The 18,167-nt window shown below is 51.0% G+C and carries 13 protein-coding genes; 11 read left to right on the top strand and 2 right to left on the bottom strand.

The window, feature by feature from the left end:
- Positions 1 to 14 precede the first annotated feature (14 nt).
- Both AC007G_RS10595 and AC007G_RS10590 read right to left on the bottom strand, forming a co-directional pair.
- The gene (locus AC007G_RS10595; RefSeq protein ID WP_032695317.1) at positions 15 to 1,055 is read right to left on the bottom strand and encodes a sugar ABC transporter substrate-binding protein; all 1,041 of its coding nucleotides are present in this window, start codon (positions 1,053 to 1,055) and stop codon (positions 15 to 17) included.
- A 58-nt stretch (positions 1,056 to 1,113) separates the two neighbouring features.
- The gene (locus AC007G_RS10590; RefSeq protein WP_032686869.1) at positions 1,114 to 2,094 is read right to left on the bottom strand and encodes a TIM barrel protein; all 981 of its coding nucleotides are present in this window, start codon (positions 2,092 to 2,094) and stop codon (positions 1,114 to 1,116) included.
- A gap of 829 nt (positions 2,095 to 2,923) precedes the next feature.
- Between AC007G_RS10590 and AC007G_RS10585 the strand changes: the two genes are divergently transcribed.
- The 11 genes from AC007G_RS10585 (at position 2,924) to AC007G_RS10535 (ending at position 18,155) form a co-directional block, all read left to right on the top strand.
- Positions 2,924 to 3,058: a hypothetical protein gene (locus AC007G_RS10585; RefSeq protein WP_260612551.1), complete on the top strand. Its 135-nt coding sequence runs from the start codon at positions 2,924 to 2,926 to the stop codon at positions 3,056 to 3,058.
- 17 nt (positions 3,059 to 3,075) lie between these two features.
- Positions 3,076 to 5,733 carry a beta-N-acetylhexosaminidase gene (locus AC007G_RS10580; RefSeq protein WP_064793214.1) on the top strand — a complete coding sequence of 886 codons (2,658 nt, stop codon included), beginning with the start codon at positions 3,076 to 3,078 and terminating at the stop codon, positions 5,731 to 5,733.
- Between the two features lie 856 nt (positions 5,734 to 6,589).
- Positions 6,590 to 7,141 carry a fimbrial protein gene (locus AC007G_RS10575; RefSeq protein WP_064793710.1) on the top strand — a complete coding sequence of 184 codons (552 nt, stop codon included), beginning with the start codon at positions 6,590 to 6,592 and terminating at the stop codon, positions 7,139 to 7,141.
- 120 nt (positions 7,142 to 7,261) lie between these two features.
- Positions 7,262 to 7,987: a fimbria/pilus periplasmic chaperone gene (locus AC007G_RS10570; protein ID WP_032695320.1), complete on the top strand. Its 726-nt coding sequence runs from the start codon at positions 7,262 to 7,264 to the stop codon at positions 7,985 to 7,987.
- A gap of 34 nt (positions 7,988 to 8,021) precedes the next feature.
- Positions 8,022 to 10,556, top strand: a complete 2,535-nt coding sequence (locus tag AC007G_RS10565) for a fimbrial outer membrane usher protein (protein WP_050500300.1) — start codon at positions 8,022 to 8,024, stop codon at positions 10,554 to 10,556.
- 8 nt (positions 10,557 to 10,564) lie between these two features.
- A complete protein-coding gene (locus AC007G_RS10560) occupies positions 10,565 to 11,914 on the top strand; it encodes a fimbrial protein (RefSeq protein ID WP_081277353.1) in 1,350 nt (449 codons plus the stop codon).
- Positions 11,915 to 11,924: 10 nt separating this feature from the next.
- Positions 11,925 to 12,608 (top strand): fimbria/pilus periplasmic chaperone, encoded by a 684-nt coding sequence (locus AC007G_RS10555; protein ID WP_131063669.1) that lies wholly within the window; start codon positions 11,925 to 11,927, stop codon positions 12,606 to 12,608.
- 143 nt (positions 12,609 to 12,751) lie between these two features.
- The gene (locus AC007G_RS10550; RefSeq protein ID WP_164887142.1) at positions 12,752 to 13,357 is read left to right on the top strand and encodes a helix-turn-helix transcriptional regulator; all 606 of its coding nucleotides are present in this window, start codon (positions 12,752 to 12,754) and stop codon (positions 13,355 to 13,357) included.
- A gap of 15 nt (positions 13,358 to 13,372) precedes the next feature.
- Positions 13,373 to 14,692 carry a TolC family outer membrane protein gene (locus tag AC007G_RS10545; RefSeq protein WP_142630808.1) on the top strand — a complete coding sequence of 440 codons (1,320 nt, stop codon included), beginning with the start codon at positions 13,373 to 13,375 and terminating at the stop codon, positions 14,690 to 14,692.
- Between the two features lie 15 nt (positions 14,693 to 14,707).
- Positions 14,708 to 15,970, top strand: a complete 1,263-nt coding sequence (locus AC007G_RS10540) for an HlyD family secretion protein (protein ID WP_479466586.1) — start codon at positions 14,708 to 14,710, stop codon at positions 15,968 to 15,970.
- Between the two features lie 25 nt (positions 15,971 to 15,995).
- Positions 15,996 to 18,155 carry a peptidase domain-containing ABC transporter gene (locus AC007G_RS10535; RefSeq protein ID WP_142630810.1) on the top strand — a complete coding sequence of 720 codons (2,160 nt, stop codon included), beginning with the start codon at positions 15,996 to 15,998 and terminating at the stop codon, positions 18,153 to 18,155.
- The last annotated feature ends 12 nt before the right edge of the window (positions 18,156 to 18,167 follow it).

Here is an 18,167-nt window from a genome sequence, read left to right as displayed (position 1 = left end):
ACCCTCCGCCTGACTTACTGTTGAGCCAGCAGCTGACGCAGCTTGTCGTTATCTTTGGTCGAGAAGGCATCTGCGTTATCTTTGGTGATCAAGGCCTGAGGTGTAGAGACCACGCGGGAAATTTTCTGCCCGTCAATCAGGCGCAGCATAACTTCCATTGCGACTTCCCCGGTCAGTACCGGGAAGCTGTCCACCGTACCCGTCAGTTCGCCGCGTTTAATCGAGGCATAGGCATCTGAGATACCATCGGTACCAAATACAGCCACCTGCCCGGCTTTATTCAGCGAACGAACCGCTTCCACCACACCCAGCGCCATGGTGTCGTTATTTGCGTAAAAACCAATCAGATCGGGATGCTGCTGCAAGATTGTTGAGGCCGCATTAAACGCCTGTTCGCGACTCCAGTTCGCCGGTACGCTGGCAACAATATTGAACTTGCCGTTGGCCTGTAGCGTCTCGTTGAAACCACGGGTTCGCTGGCCAGCGGCATAAACGCCAGGCTGCCCCTCGATCACTGCAACTTTACCGCCCTGCGGATGGTGTTCGATGAACCATTTCGCCACCCGCACACCGTTATCTTTCTGCACGTTCCCGACGTAATACGGTGCATTTGGCATCACCGCATCGTTAACATTGACCACGGGAATTTTTTTGCTGGTGGCACTTTCCAGAGCGGGTTCAAGGTTGATATCGGTCTGAGGTGATACCAGCAGCCCGTTAAAGCCCTGGGAGATAAGCGTTTCCGCTATTGATAACTGACCCAGTTGATCGTCTTCATTGGCGGCAGCCTGATAAGCTACGGTGAAGCCATATTTTTTACCGACGTTCTGGTAACCTTCGCCGAGTGAACGCCAGTATTCATTGGTCAGCGTTTTCGATACGCCGCCAATTTTAAGTTTGCTGTCGACTTTCGGCATTGGACCATATTTGCTGCTGAGCTGCGTCCAGTCTGTGCGATCCGGTTCAGTATCCGATTTCAGCGGGGCTAAATCAGCGGCGTAAGCCATCGAGCACAGTAAAGAAGAGGCGAGTACAGAGAGTATGAGCTTTTTCATTTTTCAGCCTTTTATTTTTGCGTCAGGGTATTTTTCTAATGTTTGCTTATTTTTTGCGCTATCTGGCTAGCATAATGTCATTAACTATCCGCTGAGAGGCAACGGCATCCTGGCGGCTAATGGCCGCTGCCAGTTCATCATTGCCGTCCAGTTGTTGGCACAGTTTGAGTAATCGGGTAACGGTCGCAATATTGATTTCAGCTTCACGAACCGGATCCAGGCCACTGGCATCCGGGAATGTGTCAAAGTAATAGGCCCCCTGATACCCATCACGCTGCATCTGCCAGAGGAATTCCAGCGTGGCGCGCGGGTTAACCGAGCCCACCATCAAACCATCATCACGTTTCCCCCAGCCGTCATTGAGATCAAGCCCCAGCAGGCGTGAACGGCGGGCTACCATCGCCGCAGCATAAGCCGGAATTTCATTGGCAAACAGCACGTGAGCAAAATCAAGCGTGATCCCCAGATTCGGACAGCCGGCTTCTTCTACTGCCAGTAAACATGTCGTGGCATTGGGGAAAATACTGTAAGCACGCGGCTCATTCGGTTTGTATTCGATACTGATATCCACGTCCGGCGCATATTCGGCAATTTCACGGACTGCGCTCACCGCATCGTTCCAGATTTTTTTGTAATCCGCCTGGAAGCAGTAATCATAACCATCCTGCCCCATCCACAGCGTCATCAGACGTGATCCAAATTCGCGCCCGGCATCAATCCCGCGTTTTGTCAGCTCAATGGCCTCACGACGGATCTGTGGGTTGGGGTTAGTAAAAGCCCCAATCTTAAATTGCGGTGCATCCCAGCGCATTTGCATACCGTTGACCGCCAGTCCCGCATCCTCAATGGCCTGGCGCAGCGTTTGAATATCAGTCGTGATGTGCTGCGGGTAGTTCAGATCAAGATGGGTTAACCCTTTTACCTCACCGGCACGGGCAATCATCTGCAGCACAGAGGGTTTCCCCTGAAGATCCGGCCAGTAGAGGTTCGCTCCTGAGGCAAAAGAGTTTAAACGCGTGGCAAATTTCAATTCCGACATGGGGGTGGATCCTTCAAACGAGTTTGTGATGTACTTTCCTTCTTCACAATTATTTGTGAAGTTATGCTTTAGACTACACTCCGCCACATAGTTATCAAGCGTGACAATTCGAATAATGAATAAAATGAGAGATGAATCACGAAATAAAGGAGAGTATGTGTCGATGAAATGGGCTTGAGGTGAAGAGCGAAATACAGGCAGTAAGGGTTTACTTCATCAGATGGGTCAGGGAAAAAGACTGTATGTTATTGTTTATCATCACATTTAAAGGAGGACAGCGAAACCGGCAGCCCCTGCGGAAGCGTTGCTCTGCACAAGGCAGTACGACCGTTTCCGCTGTGTCAGCGTAAGCACACCCGTTTTATTTTGAGGTTTCCGGGAAGAGATCACTATCGACTCAAAGGGCAATTCAAAAGCACAAGCGTACAGGGATAGTGATACGGGGACGGTAGGTCTTACATGTCTGTCGCCTCTCTTTGACCACGGCATATTTTCACGATAAAAATTAACTCCATTTGTAATGGGGAAAAATCTTATTCGCGGCCACTATTCCCGCTCATCATAAAATCAATTCAATCCATTAATTGATTTTAAAAATCAAATAATTACAAAAACAACCTGGCAAAACTCAAGTGCAATAAAGAGAAATATAATATGTGCGTTTTGTCATAAAATTCAGTTTGTCACACAAAAACAGATTGATAATTCGCGTCACAAAAAATAATGTATTCATGCTTATTAAGGGGTTTATAGCGTTTATTATTGGCTTATTTTTTTAATTTCACGCGGTCTGCCTTTCCCGCGTTTTAAATGTCAAGAGGAAATTCACATGCATATCTTTACTGGAAAACGTAATACCCCAGCGCTGGCAATTGACGCGCCAGGCTGGATTATTTTTCCGCAGGCTAACGCCGAAAGTTTCTCTGCTGATTCCAGCATTAACGTGCAGTACCAGGGCCGATAATCATTAAGGAAAATGACATGAAATCATTAAAAACAGGCCTGCTGGCAACCGCAGTTGCTGGAATAATGGGCAGCGGAACAGCCTTTGCCAATCAGCAAACTGTCGATCAAATCAGTCAACTCAAGATTAACTATACCGTCGTGGATAACCACGCGGCGCTGCATGGCGTTGATTGCGCCAGCCTGGGCGCGGACTGGGCATCCTGTAACAAGGCCACCATCAGGTTAACGAATGATGGCGATGCAATTACGGGTAAAGACTGGGCGATTTATTTCTCCAGTATTCGCCGGATTCTGAGCGTGGATAATGCCCGGTTTAAGGTTACGCATATCATCGGCGACCTGCACAAACTGGAACCTACTGATAAATTTAGCGCATTCCCGGCAGGACAAGCTGTGGACATCCCGATTATTAATGAATACTGGCAGCTGTTTATGAGTGATGTGATCCCGCGTTGGTACGTCACTTCCACGGATGCGCAGCCCAAAGTCATTGCCAGTACCGATACAGAAGATCTCAATCAGATTGTCACACCAATTCGCGGTGATTTATGGAAAAGCACGGCCGCCGACAACAATGTCCTGATGACGGCCGAAGTACGCTTTGAGAAAAACAGCGATGTGAAATTGCTCAACGCCTCATCCCTGCGCGGCCAAATTGTGCCAACGCCGCGGGTGGTTAACGTGCATGATCGGGATGTTGATCTGAGCCACGGAGTTAAGCTGGATCTCTCTGCCCTGCCGAAGCCGTCGGCAGAGGCGATTACCGAGCGCTTCTCCCTGCTGGGCTTGAAAACCGATCGAGGTTACCCGGTGCGTACCGAAATTTCTGCGCCATCTTTCCAGGGTAAGGAAGCGGTACCGGGAGCTTATACCCTTAAGATTGACGAAAAGGGGGCACTGGTAACCGGTTACGATCGGGCTGGGGTCTTCTACGGCCTCCAGTCAATTCTTTCACTGGTTCCTGCAGAGGGGCCGATGAAGATCGCCACTCTTGAAGCCAGAGATGCGCCGCGTTTCCAGTATCGTGGTTTGTTTATCGATGTTGCGCGTAATTTTCACAGTAAAGCGGCTATCTTGCGGGCACTGGAACAGATGGCGGCGCTGAAGCTGAATAAATTCCATCTTCATCTCAGCGACGATGAAGGCTGGCGTATTGAGATCCCTGGGCTACCTGAACTGACGGAAGTCGGAGGAAAGCGCTGCCATGATTTGACGGAAAAAACCTGCCTGCTGCCGCAACTGGGGTCAGGCCCGGATAGCACTACGAACGGCAGTGGTTGGTTTAGCCGTGCTGATTATATTGAGATACTCAAGTATGCCAAAGCGCGGCAGATTGATGTCATCCCGGAAATTGATATGCCCGCGCATGCCCGAGCGGCAACCATATCGATGGAAGCACGCTACGATCGTCTGATGAAAGAAGGTAAAGAGAAAGCAGCGAATGAATTCCGTCTACTCGATCCTGACGATACTTCGGTGACTACCGGGGTTCAGTTCTACGATCGCACCGGTTATCTGAACCCATGCTTACCGTCGTCTCGTCATTTTGTCGATAAGGTGATGGGCGAAATCCAGAAAATGCATGAAGAGGCGGGACTACCGCTAACGACCTGGCATTTTGGTGGTGATGAAGCGAAAAATATTTATCTGGGCGCCGGATATACCGATAAAAACAATCCGCAGGAAGGTAAAGGTCAGATTGAACAGCGCAATCAGGATAAACCGTGGGCGAAGTCAGCGGTCTGCCAGGCCATGCTGAAAGAGGGAAAAGTGGCCGATATTGAGCATCTGCCGAGCTGGTTCGCCGTGGAAGTCAGTCAACTGGTCAACCAGCATGGTATTGCGAAAATGCAGGCCTGGCAGGATGGATTAAAGCATGCTAAGGATGCGACCGATTTTGCCACCCAAAAAACGGCGGTAAATTTCTGGGACACCTTGTTCTGGGGCGGTGCGGAGTCGGTTAATGACTGGGCAAACAAAGGCTACGAAGTGGTCATTTCCAACCCGGATTATGTTTATCTGGATCACCCATACGAGGTTAATCCTCAGGAGCCAGGCTTCTACTGGGCAACGCGCTTTAGCGATGAGCGTAAGATCTTTGGATTCACACCAAATAACCTGCCGCAAAATGCAGAAACTTCACTCGATCGGGACGGTAACCCGTTTGAAGGCAAGGCAGATAAAGAGTGGCCGGGCGCGTATGGCCTGTCGGCTCAAATATGGAGCGAAATCGTCCGTACCGACGAAGAGATGGAATATCGCCTCTTCCCGCGGCTGTTCTCCGTTGCCGAACGCGCATGGCATCAAGCGGCGTGGGAGCAGGATTACCTGAAGGGGAAAAGCTATAAGGCGGGCGTAACGCACCATGTTGATGCGAAAGCACAGAATAAGGACTGGATTCGTTTCGCCAATATCCTGGGCAGCCGGGAACTGGCGAAGATGGAAAAAGCCAGTATAGCGTTCCGTTTGCCGGTACCGGGGGCGAAAATCACCAACGGCAAACTGGAAGCAAACACCAGTTTCCCGGGGATGATCATTGAGTACTCCACCAATGGTGGCAGCAGCTGGCAACGTTATGATGACAATGCGCAACCACAGGTGCAGGGCGCAGTGAACGTACGTACTGTCAGCGCCGATGGTAAACGTTTTAGCCGCATCGATACCGTCAGGTAACGGGTTAACCGGTGAGGATACTCACCGGTTTCTTATGCCCTGCTGGTAATCGTGTGGCGTTGTTCAATGCCAATGTTCATCATTTTCGCCCCATTGTCGTAAAACAGGTGAACACAGAAGGGAATAATGTCCAATAGCAGGACGGGATACACCGGTTTCGTGCGGCAATATGCAACGCACTATTCTTCCAGAAAAACTAGCCTCTGCGTACTGTCAATGCCGCAAAAACCTGTTTCCAGTGCTGGTTCATAAATTTCATAAAGCGCCAACAGCCGCTCAAGAGACAATAAACGAATGATGCCTGCCCATTAGGCGATATATTTTGTCACTAATGAAATACCCCCCAGTGAAGTACATTTAATACATGATCAGCTAACGTCTATCTTTTACCCGGCATAACGATTTCACATTTCGTACCAAATAAAAAAACAACATCGCCTTTATCTAATCACTCCATTATTAAGAATCTCACGCATAGTTAACCTTTGTCGTAACGTCGACCACCAACGAAAAACCGCGAAGGCGGGGCAATATGTCTTTATCATTTGTGAAGCCGCGGCAGAACGCCTCAGGATAAGATTTTTTCACATTTTCAAATGCGCACTTCATGTTTCATCAGATTAAATCACTACACAATTCCAGCCCTCAACACCAAGATACTCCGGCAAACTAAAAAGCGCTTTGCGTTTATTTTAGTTGCATTGATGTTGAAATTTAACTCCGCGGTTATTTTATGCGCCAACCCTTAGCATGCGTATAAAACGAAGCGTAATTTCAACATTAACTTTAAAGGAAGAAATTACACTCACCAGCCTAATACATGTAGGCTGATTATTTTTCTAAAGGATATTTTGCAATGAAAAAAAGTTTGGTGTTGATCCCTGTTACTGCGATGTCTCTTCTGATTAGTGCACAGGCGTTAGCTGCTGATAATACCGTCACTTTCCTTGGGGAAGTCACCTCTGAAACCTGTACCGTGGCGATTAACGGCAACAAAGTTAGCCCGGTAGTTCTGCTGCCGAGCGTTAATAAATCCGAACTGCTTACTGCGGGTAGCGTTGCGAAACCAACCACCTTCGACATCAGCGTAAGCGGCTGTACTGGCAATCCTACACAACCAACGACTATTTCCAGCAAATTTGCAGGTAACAGCATCACCGTAGGCGGCAACCTGGGCAACGTGGCAACGGGTACTACTGCGGCAACAAATGCTGAAATCCAGATTCTGGATACCGCTGCAGCGCCAATCAACTTTACGACTCCCTTTACTGCATCTGGCGATCTGACTCTGGCGACAGCAGCAGATTCTGCCTCTGCGACCTACACCGCGCAGTATATCAGTGAAGCCGGCGTTGCCACCCCAGGCGCGGTACAGGCCTCGATGCAGTACGCGGTTAGCTACAACTAATCAGGCGTTAAAACAGGGATTCAATATCTCTTAATCGATATTTAGATAAATTAAGACCAGGGATGGTCTTAATTTATTCTTTCCGGGTTGTCAGAAAATAATTTCCAACAGGTGACTGATATGTCCCGCTTACAATGGCGTAGCATTTTCTTATTTATATTATCCCTCTATTTTTGTCAGTCAGCATTGGCCAGTGTGGTCATGACCGGCTCGCGGGTAATTTATCCCTCTGACGCAAAGTCCGTTGATCTAAAACTAAGAAATGATGATGATTTTCCTTATGTGATTCAGGCCTGGTTCGACAGTGGCGATCCCTCCTCTACGCCTGAAACAGGAACGGCCCCTTTTATTGTTACGCCGCCAACGTTTCGCATTGCGGCAAAAGAAGGGCAAATTTTACGCGTTTTCTTTACGCAAGATAAACCGTTGCCGCAGGACCGGGAATCTATATTTTATTTCAACTTCCTTCAGGTACCTCCGGCAAACATTGGCGGCGATAAAGGTAGCAAAATCGTTGTGATGTTGAAAAACAGAATGAAAGTGTTTTATCGACCCACGGGTTTAAAAACTAACCCAAAAATGATTTTCGACTATCTGACGGTCAGTAACACGTCAGCAAATAGCATCCGGGTTACTAATACCTCTCCCTATTACATCTCATTAAGCAAGGTGAGCGTTAACGGTGTTAATGCAAAGCATAAACCACCAATGATTGCGCCTTTTACCGCTGTAGACATTGCGCTTAATGCCGGAAAGGTGACTGACAGGAGCGCTAAGGGAATAGAGATCGGTCTGGTTAATGATTATGGAGCAACGGTAAGCCATGTATATCCAATTCAAAAATAAGGAAGTTTATTTTCGTCTTGCATTAATAACCTGCATGATTAAAGCCTCTCTGTTTTCGCATTCGGCCTTTGCAGAAGAGTATCGTTTTGACAACAATTTACTCGCTGGATCAGGGTTTGCTAAAGGTATCAGCCTGGAAAAATTCAACGATACTGAGGTTATCATTGCGCCGGGGCAGCAGAATTTAGACCTGGTACTCAATGGTACTAAAATAAAAAGCCAGGTTCCGGTTAAATTCCAGAAAATCAATCCGACGGACAAAAGTGCGCAGCTGTGTCTTGATGCTGAGCTAATTAAACTGTTACAGCTAAAAATCCAGCCCTCCTCCCTCCCCCAGGTCCCGTGTTTATCTTTAGCGGATATTACCCGGCAGGGAAGCTGGCGGATTAAACCGTCAACGCTGTCGGTGGAGTTTTCCATCCCACAAATTATGCTCAACCGCCCGCCTCGCGACTATATCCCGGTTGCCGAATGGGATGCGGGGGCGCCGCTGTTATTTTTACGCCATAACACCAGCTACACCCGCAATATTCTGCGTGACATTCACTACAGCTATCTGTGGAGCATGATCAACGCCGGCGCAAATATGGGGATGTGGCAATTACGTCACCAGGCCAATCTGCGCTACATGCAGAGCAGCACTGCAGGCAATGCCTATAAATGGAACTCGGTGAGAACCTGGGTACAGCGCCCGCTGCCCGCCATCTCCAGCGAGCTGATGGTCGGCGATACCTATACCGACAGCGCCATGTTTGGCTCAATCTCTTTTAACGGCGTCAAGCTGTATACCGATCAAAGCATGTGGCCACAGGGAAAACTGGGCTACGCGCCCGAAATCCGTGGCGTGGCCAATACCAATGCCCGGGTTTTGATCCGCCAGGCAGGCCATCTTATTTACGAAACGCAGGTTCCTCCGGGCCCCTTTCTGATCGACGACCTCTACAATACCCGTAGTCAGGGTGATATTGAGGTGCAGATCATTGAAACCGACGGAAAATCGTCCTTCTTCGTTGTGCCTTATGCTGCCGTGCCGGGCTCCATGCGTCCGGGCAATATGAGCTATCAGTTGGCCGCAGGTAAAGTCAGGAATTATTACTCCGTACAGAATGCTTTCGCCGAAGGCGTCTTGCAGTACGGGGTGAATAACCGTTTTACCGCCAACACCGGCGCGCGGTTCGCCAACAATTATCAGGCATTGCTCGCCGGTGGCGTTTTCGCCTCTGAACTCGGCGCGTTATCGCTCAATACAACCTGGTCACATGCGCAGGTGGAAAACAATCAGTCCAAAAGCGGCTGGCGCGCCGAGGCGGCATACAGCAAAACCTTCCCGAGCAACACCAATATTGTGCTGGCAGCCTACCGCTATTCCACCGCCGGATACCGCGATCTCCAGGATGTTCTCGGCGTGCGGCGCCAGCAACAGAACGGAGCTAATTATTACTCCGACACGCTTAAGCAACGTAACCGCTTCACCGCGACGTTAAGCCAGAACATGGACGAGTACGGTACTCTCTCGCTCAGCGGCAGCAGCACCGACTATTACAACAACCGTTCGCGTATCACTGAGCTACAGCTGTCCTACAACAACATATGGAAAAAGCTCAGCTACAACATCAACGTCGGCAGGCAGCGTTCCAGCTGGAGTAACACGAATTATATCTATAGCGTCAATGACGCTGAATATGATTCCAGTCGTTATCAGAAATATACCGAGAACGTCGTTTCCATCGGGTTTTCCATTCCGCTCGACTGGCGTGACTCTCGCTCAAGCGTGTCGTTCGACATGACGAAGAATAAAAATACCCGCACGGCGATGACCACTCTTTCCGGTTCCGCAGGCGAAGAAAATGATTTCACCTATTCCCTGTACGCCAATCACGACAAGTACACCGCACTGGAACAGGGCCGAAGCCATACCATGCGCTGGGGCGCGAATGTGCAGGAGCGTACCCGCTCAGGAACAATGCGAGCCTCTTACGCTCACAGCGGCAAAGATCACCAGCTGGGTCTGGGAACCGCAGGGACTCTGGCCCTGCACAGCGGCGGCGTCACCTACGGCCCGTACGCCAGTGATACCTTTGCTCTGGTTGAAGCCAAAGGTGCCAGCGGCGCGCGCATTAACAATGCGCAGGGAGCCAGAATTGATGTCTTCGGCTATGGGATTGCGCCTTCTCTGGCGCCATACCGCTACAACACCATCAGCATTGACGGTAATTCCCTGGACCAGGATGTCGAGCTGGAAGGTGGAAACGTACGCGTGGTCCCGGTTCGGGGCGCGGTGCCGAAAGTGGCTTTCAACACCCTTGGCGGTACCCCTGCCCTGATCGCGGTCATGATGCCCGATGGCTCTCCGGTACCGATGGGTGCGGAGGTTCAGGACCGGGATGGGAAAAACATTGGGATGGCCGGCCAGAATGGACAGGTCTATGCGCGCTTGCCCGATGCCTCCGGCACTTTATTCATTCGCTGGGACAGCAAGCAAACGTGCCGCGTCAATTACCAGATGCCCGCACGGAATAAAGCATCAGGCAATAACTTCATCCATTTAAATGGCATCTGCGTACAGTGAGATAACACATGAAATTTCCAGTTATTCAGTTAAAACACGGCCTGATTGCCGCACTCATGATAGTCAGCGCCCCCTGGGCTCAGGCGGAGTGTCGCAGAGTGACCTCAATCGGTACGGGAATCAACGATATTCCTCAGGAAGTTGCCGATATGGGCTACACCGCCACCCCGCTGGTCACGAATGGTAATAACGCCCCTATTTCTTTCGGGGTACTCAGTATCGGCACGGGGTCGGTATCATTAAACCCACCCGGTACGTTACTGGGCACTGCAAACGTGGACGTGATTAGCTCCGGGCTGCATGCCCCCTATGCGGCGAATCAAATTTTATACAAATGCCCTTTGTCCGATGCGGATTCGCTCTATGAAATGTACGCCACGGCTAACTCAAACTTTTATGGTGGGATTGAGGTCAATGATATTGACAGCGGGTATATTACACCGGCAAAAAATGTCGCTTTTCGTATTACGAACCAGAAAGCAGGGGCGTATTACACAAAATTTTGGCAGGAGCGTAAATTAACCCCCGCGGATTATATTACCGTCGGTTCCACTATCTATGTTCCAGCTTCCGCGTTCAGCAATATCACCTTTGAGCTACTTAAAACCAACGATTCCGGCAATATCTCATATGCTGACCCACGTAACGCATTTAACACCCTGACCCAGGCGCAAGCCACCGTGCGCTTTAAACCGGTTTTCGGTATGACCAGCCCCATCGCGGGGGCGCAGGCAACCAGCCCCTCAGCTTCTGCTACAAACATAGTGGCGGTGTGGGGGATGAGAGGAGGGAGTACCACCATCATCCACGGCGAGACCTGCGTGGTCAGTGATTTTGATCAGGTTGTTACTCTTCCCCCGATCGGGGCGGCTGAACTCAACGCCAGCATGACCAGCACCAGCAATTTTAATGTCGCGATTGAATGCGATGCCGGCGCGGTATCCGGGACGGTGACAAACACCACCACACCACCCGTGGCCATGGGGTTTCTGGTCACCCAGCCCACGGCGCTTGCCCAGGCTGCTACGCTGGGGCTGAAAAACGCTTCCGGCGGCATCAGTCATTTGCTGGACAATAGCTACGGAACAAGCGGCGTGGCTTCAGGCGTCGGCATCCGCATTTACCCAGAGGGATCGAGTACGCCGCTTACTCTGCTGTCCACCAATACCACCACCGGAACAGGCAATGCCGCGGGCTGGTATGGCTTTAGCGATTATCTGGACAACGTTGGGGCAACGGGTACAGGTGGCAGTCGATATAGCGGATTATTCACCGCTTCTCTTGAGCGGCTTCCAGGGTTACAAGCAACGGCAGGGTCGGTCCATGCGCAAGCACAGATTTTTGTCAGTCTTCAGTAAGACCTGCCTGATGATGACACTCTTGCTAAGTGCCCGCTATGCAGGCGCGGTGGTCAACAGCACGCAGAGCCGGCTGGTGTTTAATGAAAACAGTATCGCCGAGACGTTGGTGCTGGTGAATTCAGAAAGAGCGCCAGCGCTGGTTCAGGTCTGGAGCGATGATAACGATCCGCTGGCTCAGCCGGATAACCTCCATACGCCTCTGGTTGTGGTGCCGCCGCTGTTTAAGCTGGAACCGGGAGAATCCCGCAATCTGCGCGTCATGCTCTCCTCGCGTCAGGAAATTGCGGCCGGGCGCGAGCGCGTCTACTGGCTGAATATCTATCAGATCCCGCCGAACACGCAATCTGACGGCGAAAAGGGTAAAAAAATCATTTTGCCTCTACGTATCCGCTTAAAAGTTTTTGTCCGCCCAGCCGGTCTGAAAGCACCGGATGAGAACATCGGAGAGTCGCTGATATTTACGCTTAAAAAAGGCAGTAGCACAAACCGGTCGCTGCTGATTACTAACCCTACGCCCTACAACATGACGTTAGGAGAGCTACGTCTGGGAGGAAAACAGCTGACCACCATGATGATTGCGCCCGGAGCTTCCACCGCAGTGCCGCTTTCGCCAGCGAGCGCTTCCGGGCTGTTGAGCTGGTCAGTCATCGATGATTACGGCAAACAAATCGCCTATACGCGCCAATTATGAAGTCAGGCCTCTCTCCCCCACCCACTATCGATGGCTGGGGGAGAAGCGCAGATGCGATGTAACACGGTTTATTAAATTCGACATAATTATAGTCTCCCATGCAAAACATGACGCTTAACATTACCTACTTTCATAAATATTTCATGACCTATGACCTCATCACCACCTGTTTACAGCGTGAACTGCAAACACATTATTTAAGGCTACATCATTTACCCAATCTGAACGCACTGTTAAGCGCGGTTGAAAATAATAAAATAGATATTCTGCTGATTAATTCATCCTGCCTTTTCGATGGTTTTTTCCACGAAACGGAAATCAGAAAAATGCTTTCCGTTATTTGCCCTCATCAGCGAACGGTGACCGTACTCTTCGCCCAAAATATGAAGCCAGTGTTGCTGAGGAAAATGGTGAGTTCAGGCATGAATATTCTGATCAGCCCCCATGATACTGCTCATGAACTGCTGAGCGCATTGACGAAGGCGATCGCCTCACCTCATGCAGAACCTTATATATCACAGACGATTAAAGAACTTCTGCAACATTCATCGGATGAACTGACCACCAAGGAGTGGGAGGTTCTCAACCTGATCAATCAGGGTTATTCGCTGTCACAAATAGCCTCGAAGAAATGTCGTGCCATGAGCACCGTCTCGACGCAGAAGCGTAAGGCGATGGATAAACTGCATCTCGCAAACGAAAGTGAATTACAGCGTTTTTTACATCAGAACACCTTTTTTAATCACTAAGTCCTGTGGAACACCATGTTTAACAAAATACTTATTTCGCTTATCGTCGGATTATTGTTGTCCGGCAGTGCTTGTGCGCTGTCGCTTCAGCAAGCCCTGCTGGCAGCCAGCGCTTATAACGCCGAATTTAATGCGGCGCGCAGAGCGCATGAAGCTGATGCACAAAAAAAATATCAGGGATTTGCCGGATTACTGCCGGTTGTCACCCTCAACGCCGCCTGGAATAAGACCGATCAGCCGGACGCCGCCTATTCCGCTGGCGTCACCCGGCATAATTACAGTTTTAATCTGACGCAGCCTGTTTTTGACGTCGCCAGATATGCTAACTGGCGGAAAACCGTGGTCATCAGCGATCTGGCCGATGTGAATTACCTGATCGCGCAGCAAAAAATGATCGCTGAAGTGGTAACGGCTTATTACAGCGTGGTGTATCAGCGCAGCGTCCTCGAAACCCAGCGCAAAATCCTTGCCGCCTTTGATGCGCGGCTGAAACAGGTACAAAAATCGTTGAAGTTAGGCGATGGAACGCGGCTGGATGAAGCGGAGGCGCAGGCTAATTATGACAAAGCGGTCGCTGATGAACTGGCATCCGAAAACACCCTTAATGATGCCAGAGTGGCTTTTCTCCAGCTGACCGGTCTGGACGCTCGGGACATCGCCGATCGGAGCCTGGACTGCGTTCGCTATGTTGACGACATGAATCCAGAACAATTAAAGCGCACGGCGGCGGCGAGCAATCTTGATGTTCTCGCCGCCCTACAAGCCATTAAAGGCAGCGAAGCCGATCTGGTCACGGCCACTGCCGGCCATCTGCCGGTTGTTACCTTACAGGCCGGTTATGGCAAAAACTGGAGCCGGGCGGAAGACAGTAACGTACTTGATGACCTGTTCGGCACCACCGCCAAAACAGATAACACCACCGTTGGCATCAATATCTCCATTCCCCTGTTCGCCGGCGGAAGCCACATTTCGCAGAGTCTGGAAGCGGCCCATCGCTTTGAACAAAGCAAAGATCTGCTGATTGATGCGCGTCGCAAAGCGGAACAGCAGACCTTACAGGCAATGTCGGGGGTACGAAACGCCCGCTCGCTGATTAAAGCTTACCAGCGAGCGATCGGCTCGGCAGGTAAACGGTTGAACGCAACCCGCTATGGGCGGGAGCTCGGCCAGCGGACGCTGATCGACGAATTTAACGCAGAAAATGAATATTACCAGGCTATTCAGGATCTTGCTCAGACTCAGAACGCGCTGATCCAGTCGATCGTCAACTTAAAATCAGCCACTGGATCGCTGGATTACGCCGCGATGCGCAGTCTTGATTGCAGTGCCACCTAACCGGAGCTTTCGACAATGAATCACGACTTATTTCGTCAGGAATCGCTGGACGCGAACAAAACCAAAGTGTTAGGTCCGGTAGCACTTTACTGCCCTCCTTTCCGCTGGCTGATCGTGGCGATGGTATGCGCCCTGACTATCGTGCTGGCCGGCTTTTGTAGCCTGGGAAGCTACACAAAGCGGGAAACGGCGAAAGGGGTTCTGACGCCGGAAAGCGGCATCATGACCATTACCGCCCTGACGGCGGGCACCGTTACCGCCCTCCCCGTCCGTGAAGGCGCTGGGGTAAAAAAAGGCGAACGTATCGCCACGGTGTCTTCCGAAATCTCTACCGCACGCTATGGCCAGACGCGCGAGGCAATAGCCAGACAGCTCGAGATCCAGTCCCAGGGATTGACTCAACAGTTAACCAATCTGGAACAACGTAACGCTGAGGCGCTGAAATCCTTACAAGAAAGAAGCAGCCTGCTGGCACAACAAACGACGGAGCTGGATACCATTTACCGCCAGCGTCAGCAGCAAATTGCGCTGAGCCAAAAGCAGGTCGATAAAATGGCGGCGATGCGCGCCGAAGGCTACGCCTCTAATACCCAGGTCGAGCAGCAGGAGAGCGATCTGCTGGATGCCAAAGTACGATTACAGGACGTCGCCCGTCAACGTATCGAAATCAGGCAACAGCACGCGCAAACACGCCAACAGCTACGTGAGCAGCCTCTTACCTACTTTCAGCAAAAGAATGACCTGCAGCAAAAACTGTCGGATATCACGCAATCGATGATGGAAAATGAATCACGCCGTTCGGTGGATCTGCGCGCGCCGGAAGAGGGTACGGTGAGCGCCGTGCTGGTGAAGCCGGGGCAGATTGTCAGCGCCGGGCAAACTATCGCCATGCTTCTTCCGGACAACGCCCATCTACAGGCAAGGATCCTGCTCAGCAGCCGGGCCATCGGTTTTATCCACACCGGTCAGCGGGTGGTGCTGCGCTATGAATCCTTTCCCTGGCAAAAATTTGGCCAGCACTCTGGCGCGGTCAGCGAAATCTCGACATCCCCCCTGTCACCTCAGGAAATCGCCGGTATCACCGGCAATACCCAGATTCAGGAGCCGCTTTATCAGGTCAAGGTCACGCTCGATAGCCAGTCGGTACAAGCTTACGGCAAACAGATAGGCCTGCGTCCCGGCAGCGGGCTCGACGCAGACTTTATCGTCGATAAGCGCCGTATCTATGAATGGGTTCTCGAGCCGCTGAATGCGCTTGGCAAAATGACCTCTTTATAATTTCAAATGTTAACTCAGGTTGATCATGGATCTCTTTCACAAACTTAATTTGTCGTTTCGCCATAAACTCCCCGTCCTGCGACAAACCCAGGCCGCAGAATGCGGGCTGACCTGCGTCGGTATGATTGCCGGCTATTACGGCTATCAGATAGACATGGTGTCCCTGCGTCATCGTTTTCCCTCATCACAAAAAGGCAGTACGCTGGCCGACGTCATGTCCTTTACGCAAAAGTTAGATATGGGCTGCCGGGCGGTACGTCTTGAGCTGGATGAGCTCAATAAGCTGAAGCTACCCTGCATCCTGCACTGGGATATGAACCATTTCGTGGTGCTGAAAAGCATTAATAAAAATACCCTCACTATTCACGACCCGGCGCGCGGCGCGCGTAAGGTGGCGATGGATGAGGTATCGCGATCCTTCACCGGCGTAGCGCTGGAACTCTATCCTGCCGCCACATTTGAACGGAAGGATGAGAAAAAATCGATCTCGATGCTGAGTCTGATCCGTAACGTCTCTGGCATCGGTTCAGCATTTATCCAGGTGGCGCTGCTCTCGCTGGCACTCGAGTTCTTCGGCATCATTACGCCCTTTTATATGCAGTGGGTCATTGACCAGGTGCTGGTCTCGGCCGATCGGGATTTACTGACGCTGCTTGGCGTGGCGTTCATTTTTATTACGCTGTTCCAGAATCTGATTGGCGCACTGCGCAGTTGGGTAACGACCTGGTTCTCCAGCATGCTGAGCGTACAGTGGTCCAGCAACCTGTGTGCTCACCTGCTGGGTTTGCCGCTAAGCTATTTTGAAGATCGCCACGTGGGTGACATCCTGTCACGCTTTGGCTCCATCGCGAATATCCAAAGCACGCTGACCGGCCGGTTTATCTCCTCTATCTTCGACGGCATCATGGCCCTGGTCACTCTGGGGGTGATATTTGCCTACAATACCTCCCTGACGTTTATCGTTATTGGCCTGTTTCTGCTCTATGCGCTGATCCGCTGGATCTCATTCGAACCTTTCCGCCAGGCAAGTGAAGACCAGCTGCTGGCTTCGGCGCAGGCACAGTCGCAGCTGCTGGAATCCATTCGCGGGGTTCAGGCGATCAAGCTCAACAATAAACAGGATTTGCGTGTTTCAACCTTTACCAATGAAACCGTACAATCCACCAACAAAGGGATTACTACCCAGAAACTCTCTATCGGTTTCAGTACGTTACAGGGCACTATTTCAGGTGTGGGCAAAATCGTACTGATTTGGCTGGCCGCCGCGCAGGTGCTGGATGGCAACTTTACCAGCGGGATGCTGGTCGCCTTTATCAGCTTTTCTGACCAGTTTATTTCGCGATCCGCCGGGCTGATTAACGCACTGATTGATTTCAAAATGCTGCGTTTGCATGGGGAACGTCTCGCGGACATTGTGCTGAGCGAAAAAGAACCGGACCTGGCAAGCAGCGCCTCGCTGCCCGATCGGGAGGGGCCGGTGCATCTGGCCATCCATCAGCTCTCGTTTCGCTATTCCGCCACCGATGGCGAAATTTTTACGGGCTTCAACCTGGAGATCGAAGCCGGCGAATCGATCGCAATTATTGGCCCTTCCGGACAGGGTAAAACGACTCTGGCAAAACTGCTGTTAGGGTTACTTAAGCCAGAGAATGGCAGCATCTGTATCAACGGTATCGACCACAGAAAACTCGGGATGACCCTCTACCGCGATCTGATCGGCAGCGTGATGCAAACAGACCAGCTCTTTGCCGGTTCAATCATCGATAATATCAGCTTCTTTGATGCCAGCCTCGACCGGCTGCGGGTTGAACGCGTGGCCAGAATCGCGCAGATTCACGATGACATAATGGCGATGCCGATGGGTTACAACAGTATGGTCGGCGACATGGGTTCTTCCCTCTCCGGCGGGCAGATACAACGCGTTATTCTCGCGCGAGCGCTGTATCGAAACCCGCGGCTATTGATCCTTGATGAAGCGACGAGTCACCTGGATATTGCCCGGGAAAGCGCCATCAATGACGCCATCAGGCATATGAATGTCACTCGTATCATCATTGCTCACCGTCCGGAAACCATTTTAAGCGCAGACCGTATTATTGAGCTCCATAGCCGCGGCGTCATTGAAGTGGCAAAGCATGATTTTATCCATGCCATCAAAAACTCACAGTCAGTCCTGCGGGTTTGATTTGTGATTAAA

The sequence above is a fragment of the Klebsiella sp. CSG-1 genome, assembly GCF_056521145.1.
Note: the sequence above shows the minus strand (reverse complement) of the source record. Positions and strands in the feature narration are given on the sequence as shown.

Coding starts and splice junctions, on each gene's coding strand:
- AC007G_RS10595 (WP_032695317.1), bottom strand. CDS start 1,055: ATGAAAAAGCTCATACTCTCTGTACTCGCCTCTTCTTTACTGTGCTCG.
- AC007G_RS10590 (WP_032686869.1), bottom strand. CDS start 2,094: ATGTCGGAATTGAAATTTGCCACGCGTTTAAACTCTTTTGCCTCAGGA.
- AC007G_RS10585 (WP_260612551.1), top strand. CDS start 2,924: ATGCATATCTTTACTGGAAAACGTAATACCCCAGCGCTGGCAATTGAC.
- AC007G_RS10580 (WP_064793214.1), top strand. CDS start 3,076: ATGAAATCATTAAAAACAGGCCTGCTGGCAACCGCAGTTGCTGGAATA.
- AC007G_RS10575 (WP_064793710.1), top strand. CDS start 6,590: ATGAAAAAAAGTTTGGTGTTGATCCCTGTTACTGCGATGTCTCTTCTG.
- AC007G_RS10570 (WP_032695320.1), top strand. CDS start 7,262: ATGTCCCGCTTACAATGGCGTAGCATTTTCTTATTTATATTATCCCTC.
- AC007G_RS10565 (WP_050500300.1), top strand. CDS start 8,022: ATGATTAAAGCCTCTCTGTTTTCGCATTCGGCCTTTGCAGAAGAGTAT.
- AC007G_RS10560 (WP_081277353.1), top strand. CDS start 10,565: ATGAAATTTCCAGTTATTCAGTTAAAACACGGCCTGATTGCCGCACTC.
- AC007G_RS10555 (WP_131063669.1), top strand. CDS start 11,925: ATGATGACACTCTTGCTAAGTGCCCGCTATGCAGGCGCGGTGGTCAAC.
- AC007G_RS10550 (WP_164887142.1), top strand. CDS start 12,752: ATGACCTATGACCTCATCACCACCTGTTTACAGCGTGAACTGCAAACA.
- AC007G_RS10545 (WP_142630808.1), top strand. CDS start 13,373: ATGTTTAACAAAATACTTATTTCGCTTATCGTCGGATTATTGTTGTCC.
- AC007G_RS10540 (WP_479466586.1), top strand. CDS start 14,708: ATGAATCACGACTTATTTCGTCAGGAATCGCTGGACGCGAACAAAACC.
- AC007G_RS10535 (WP_142630810.1), top strand. CDS start 15,996: ATGGATCTCTTTCACAAACTTAATTTGTCGTTTCGCCATAAACTCCCC.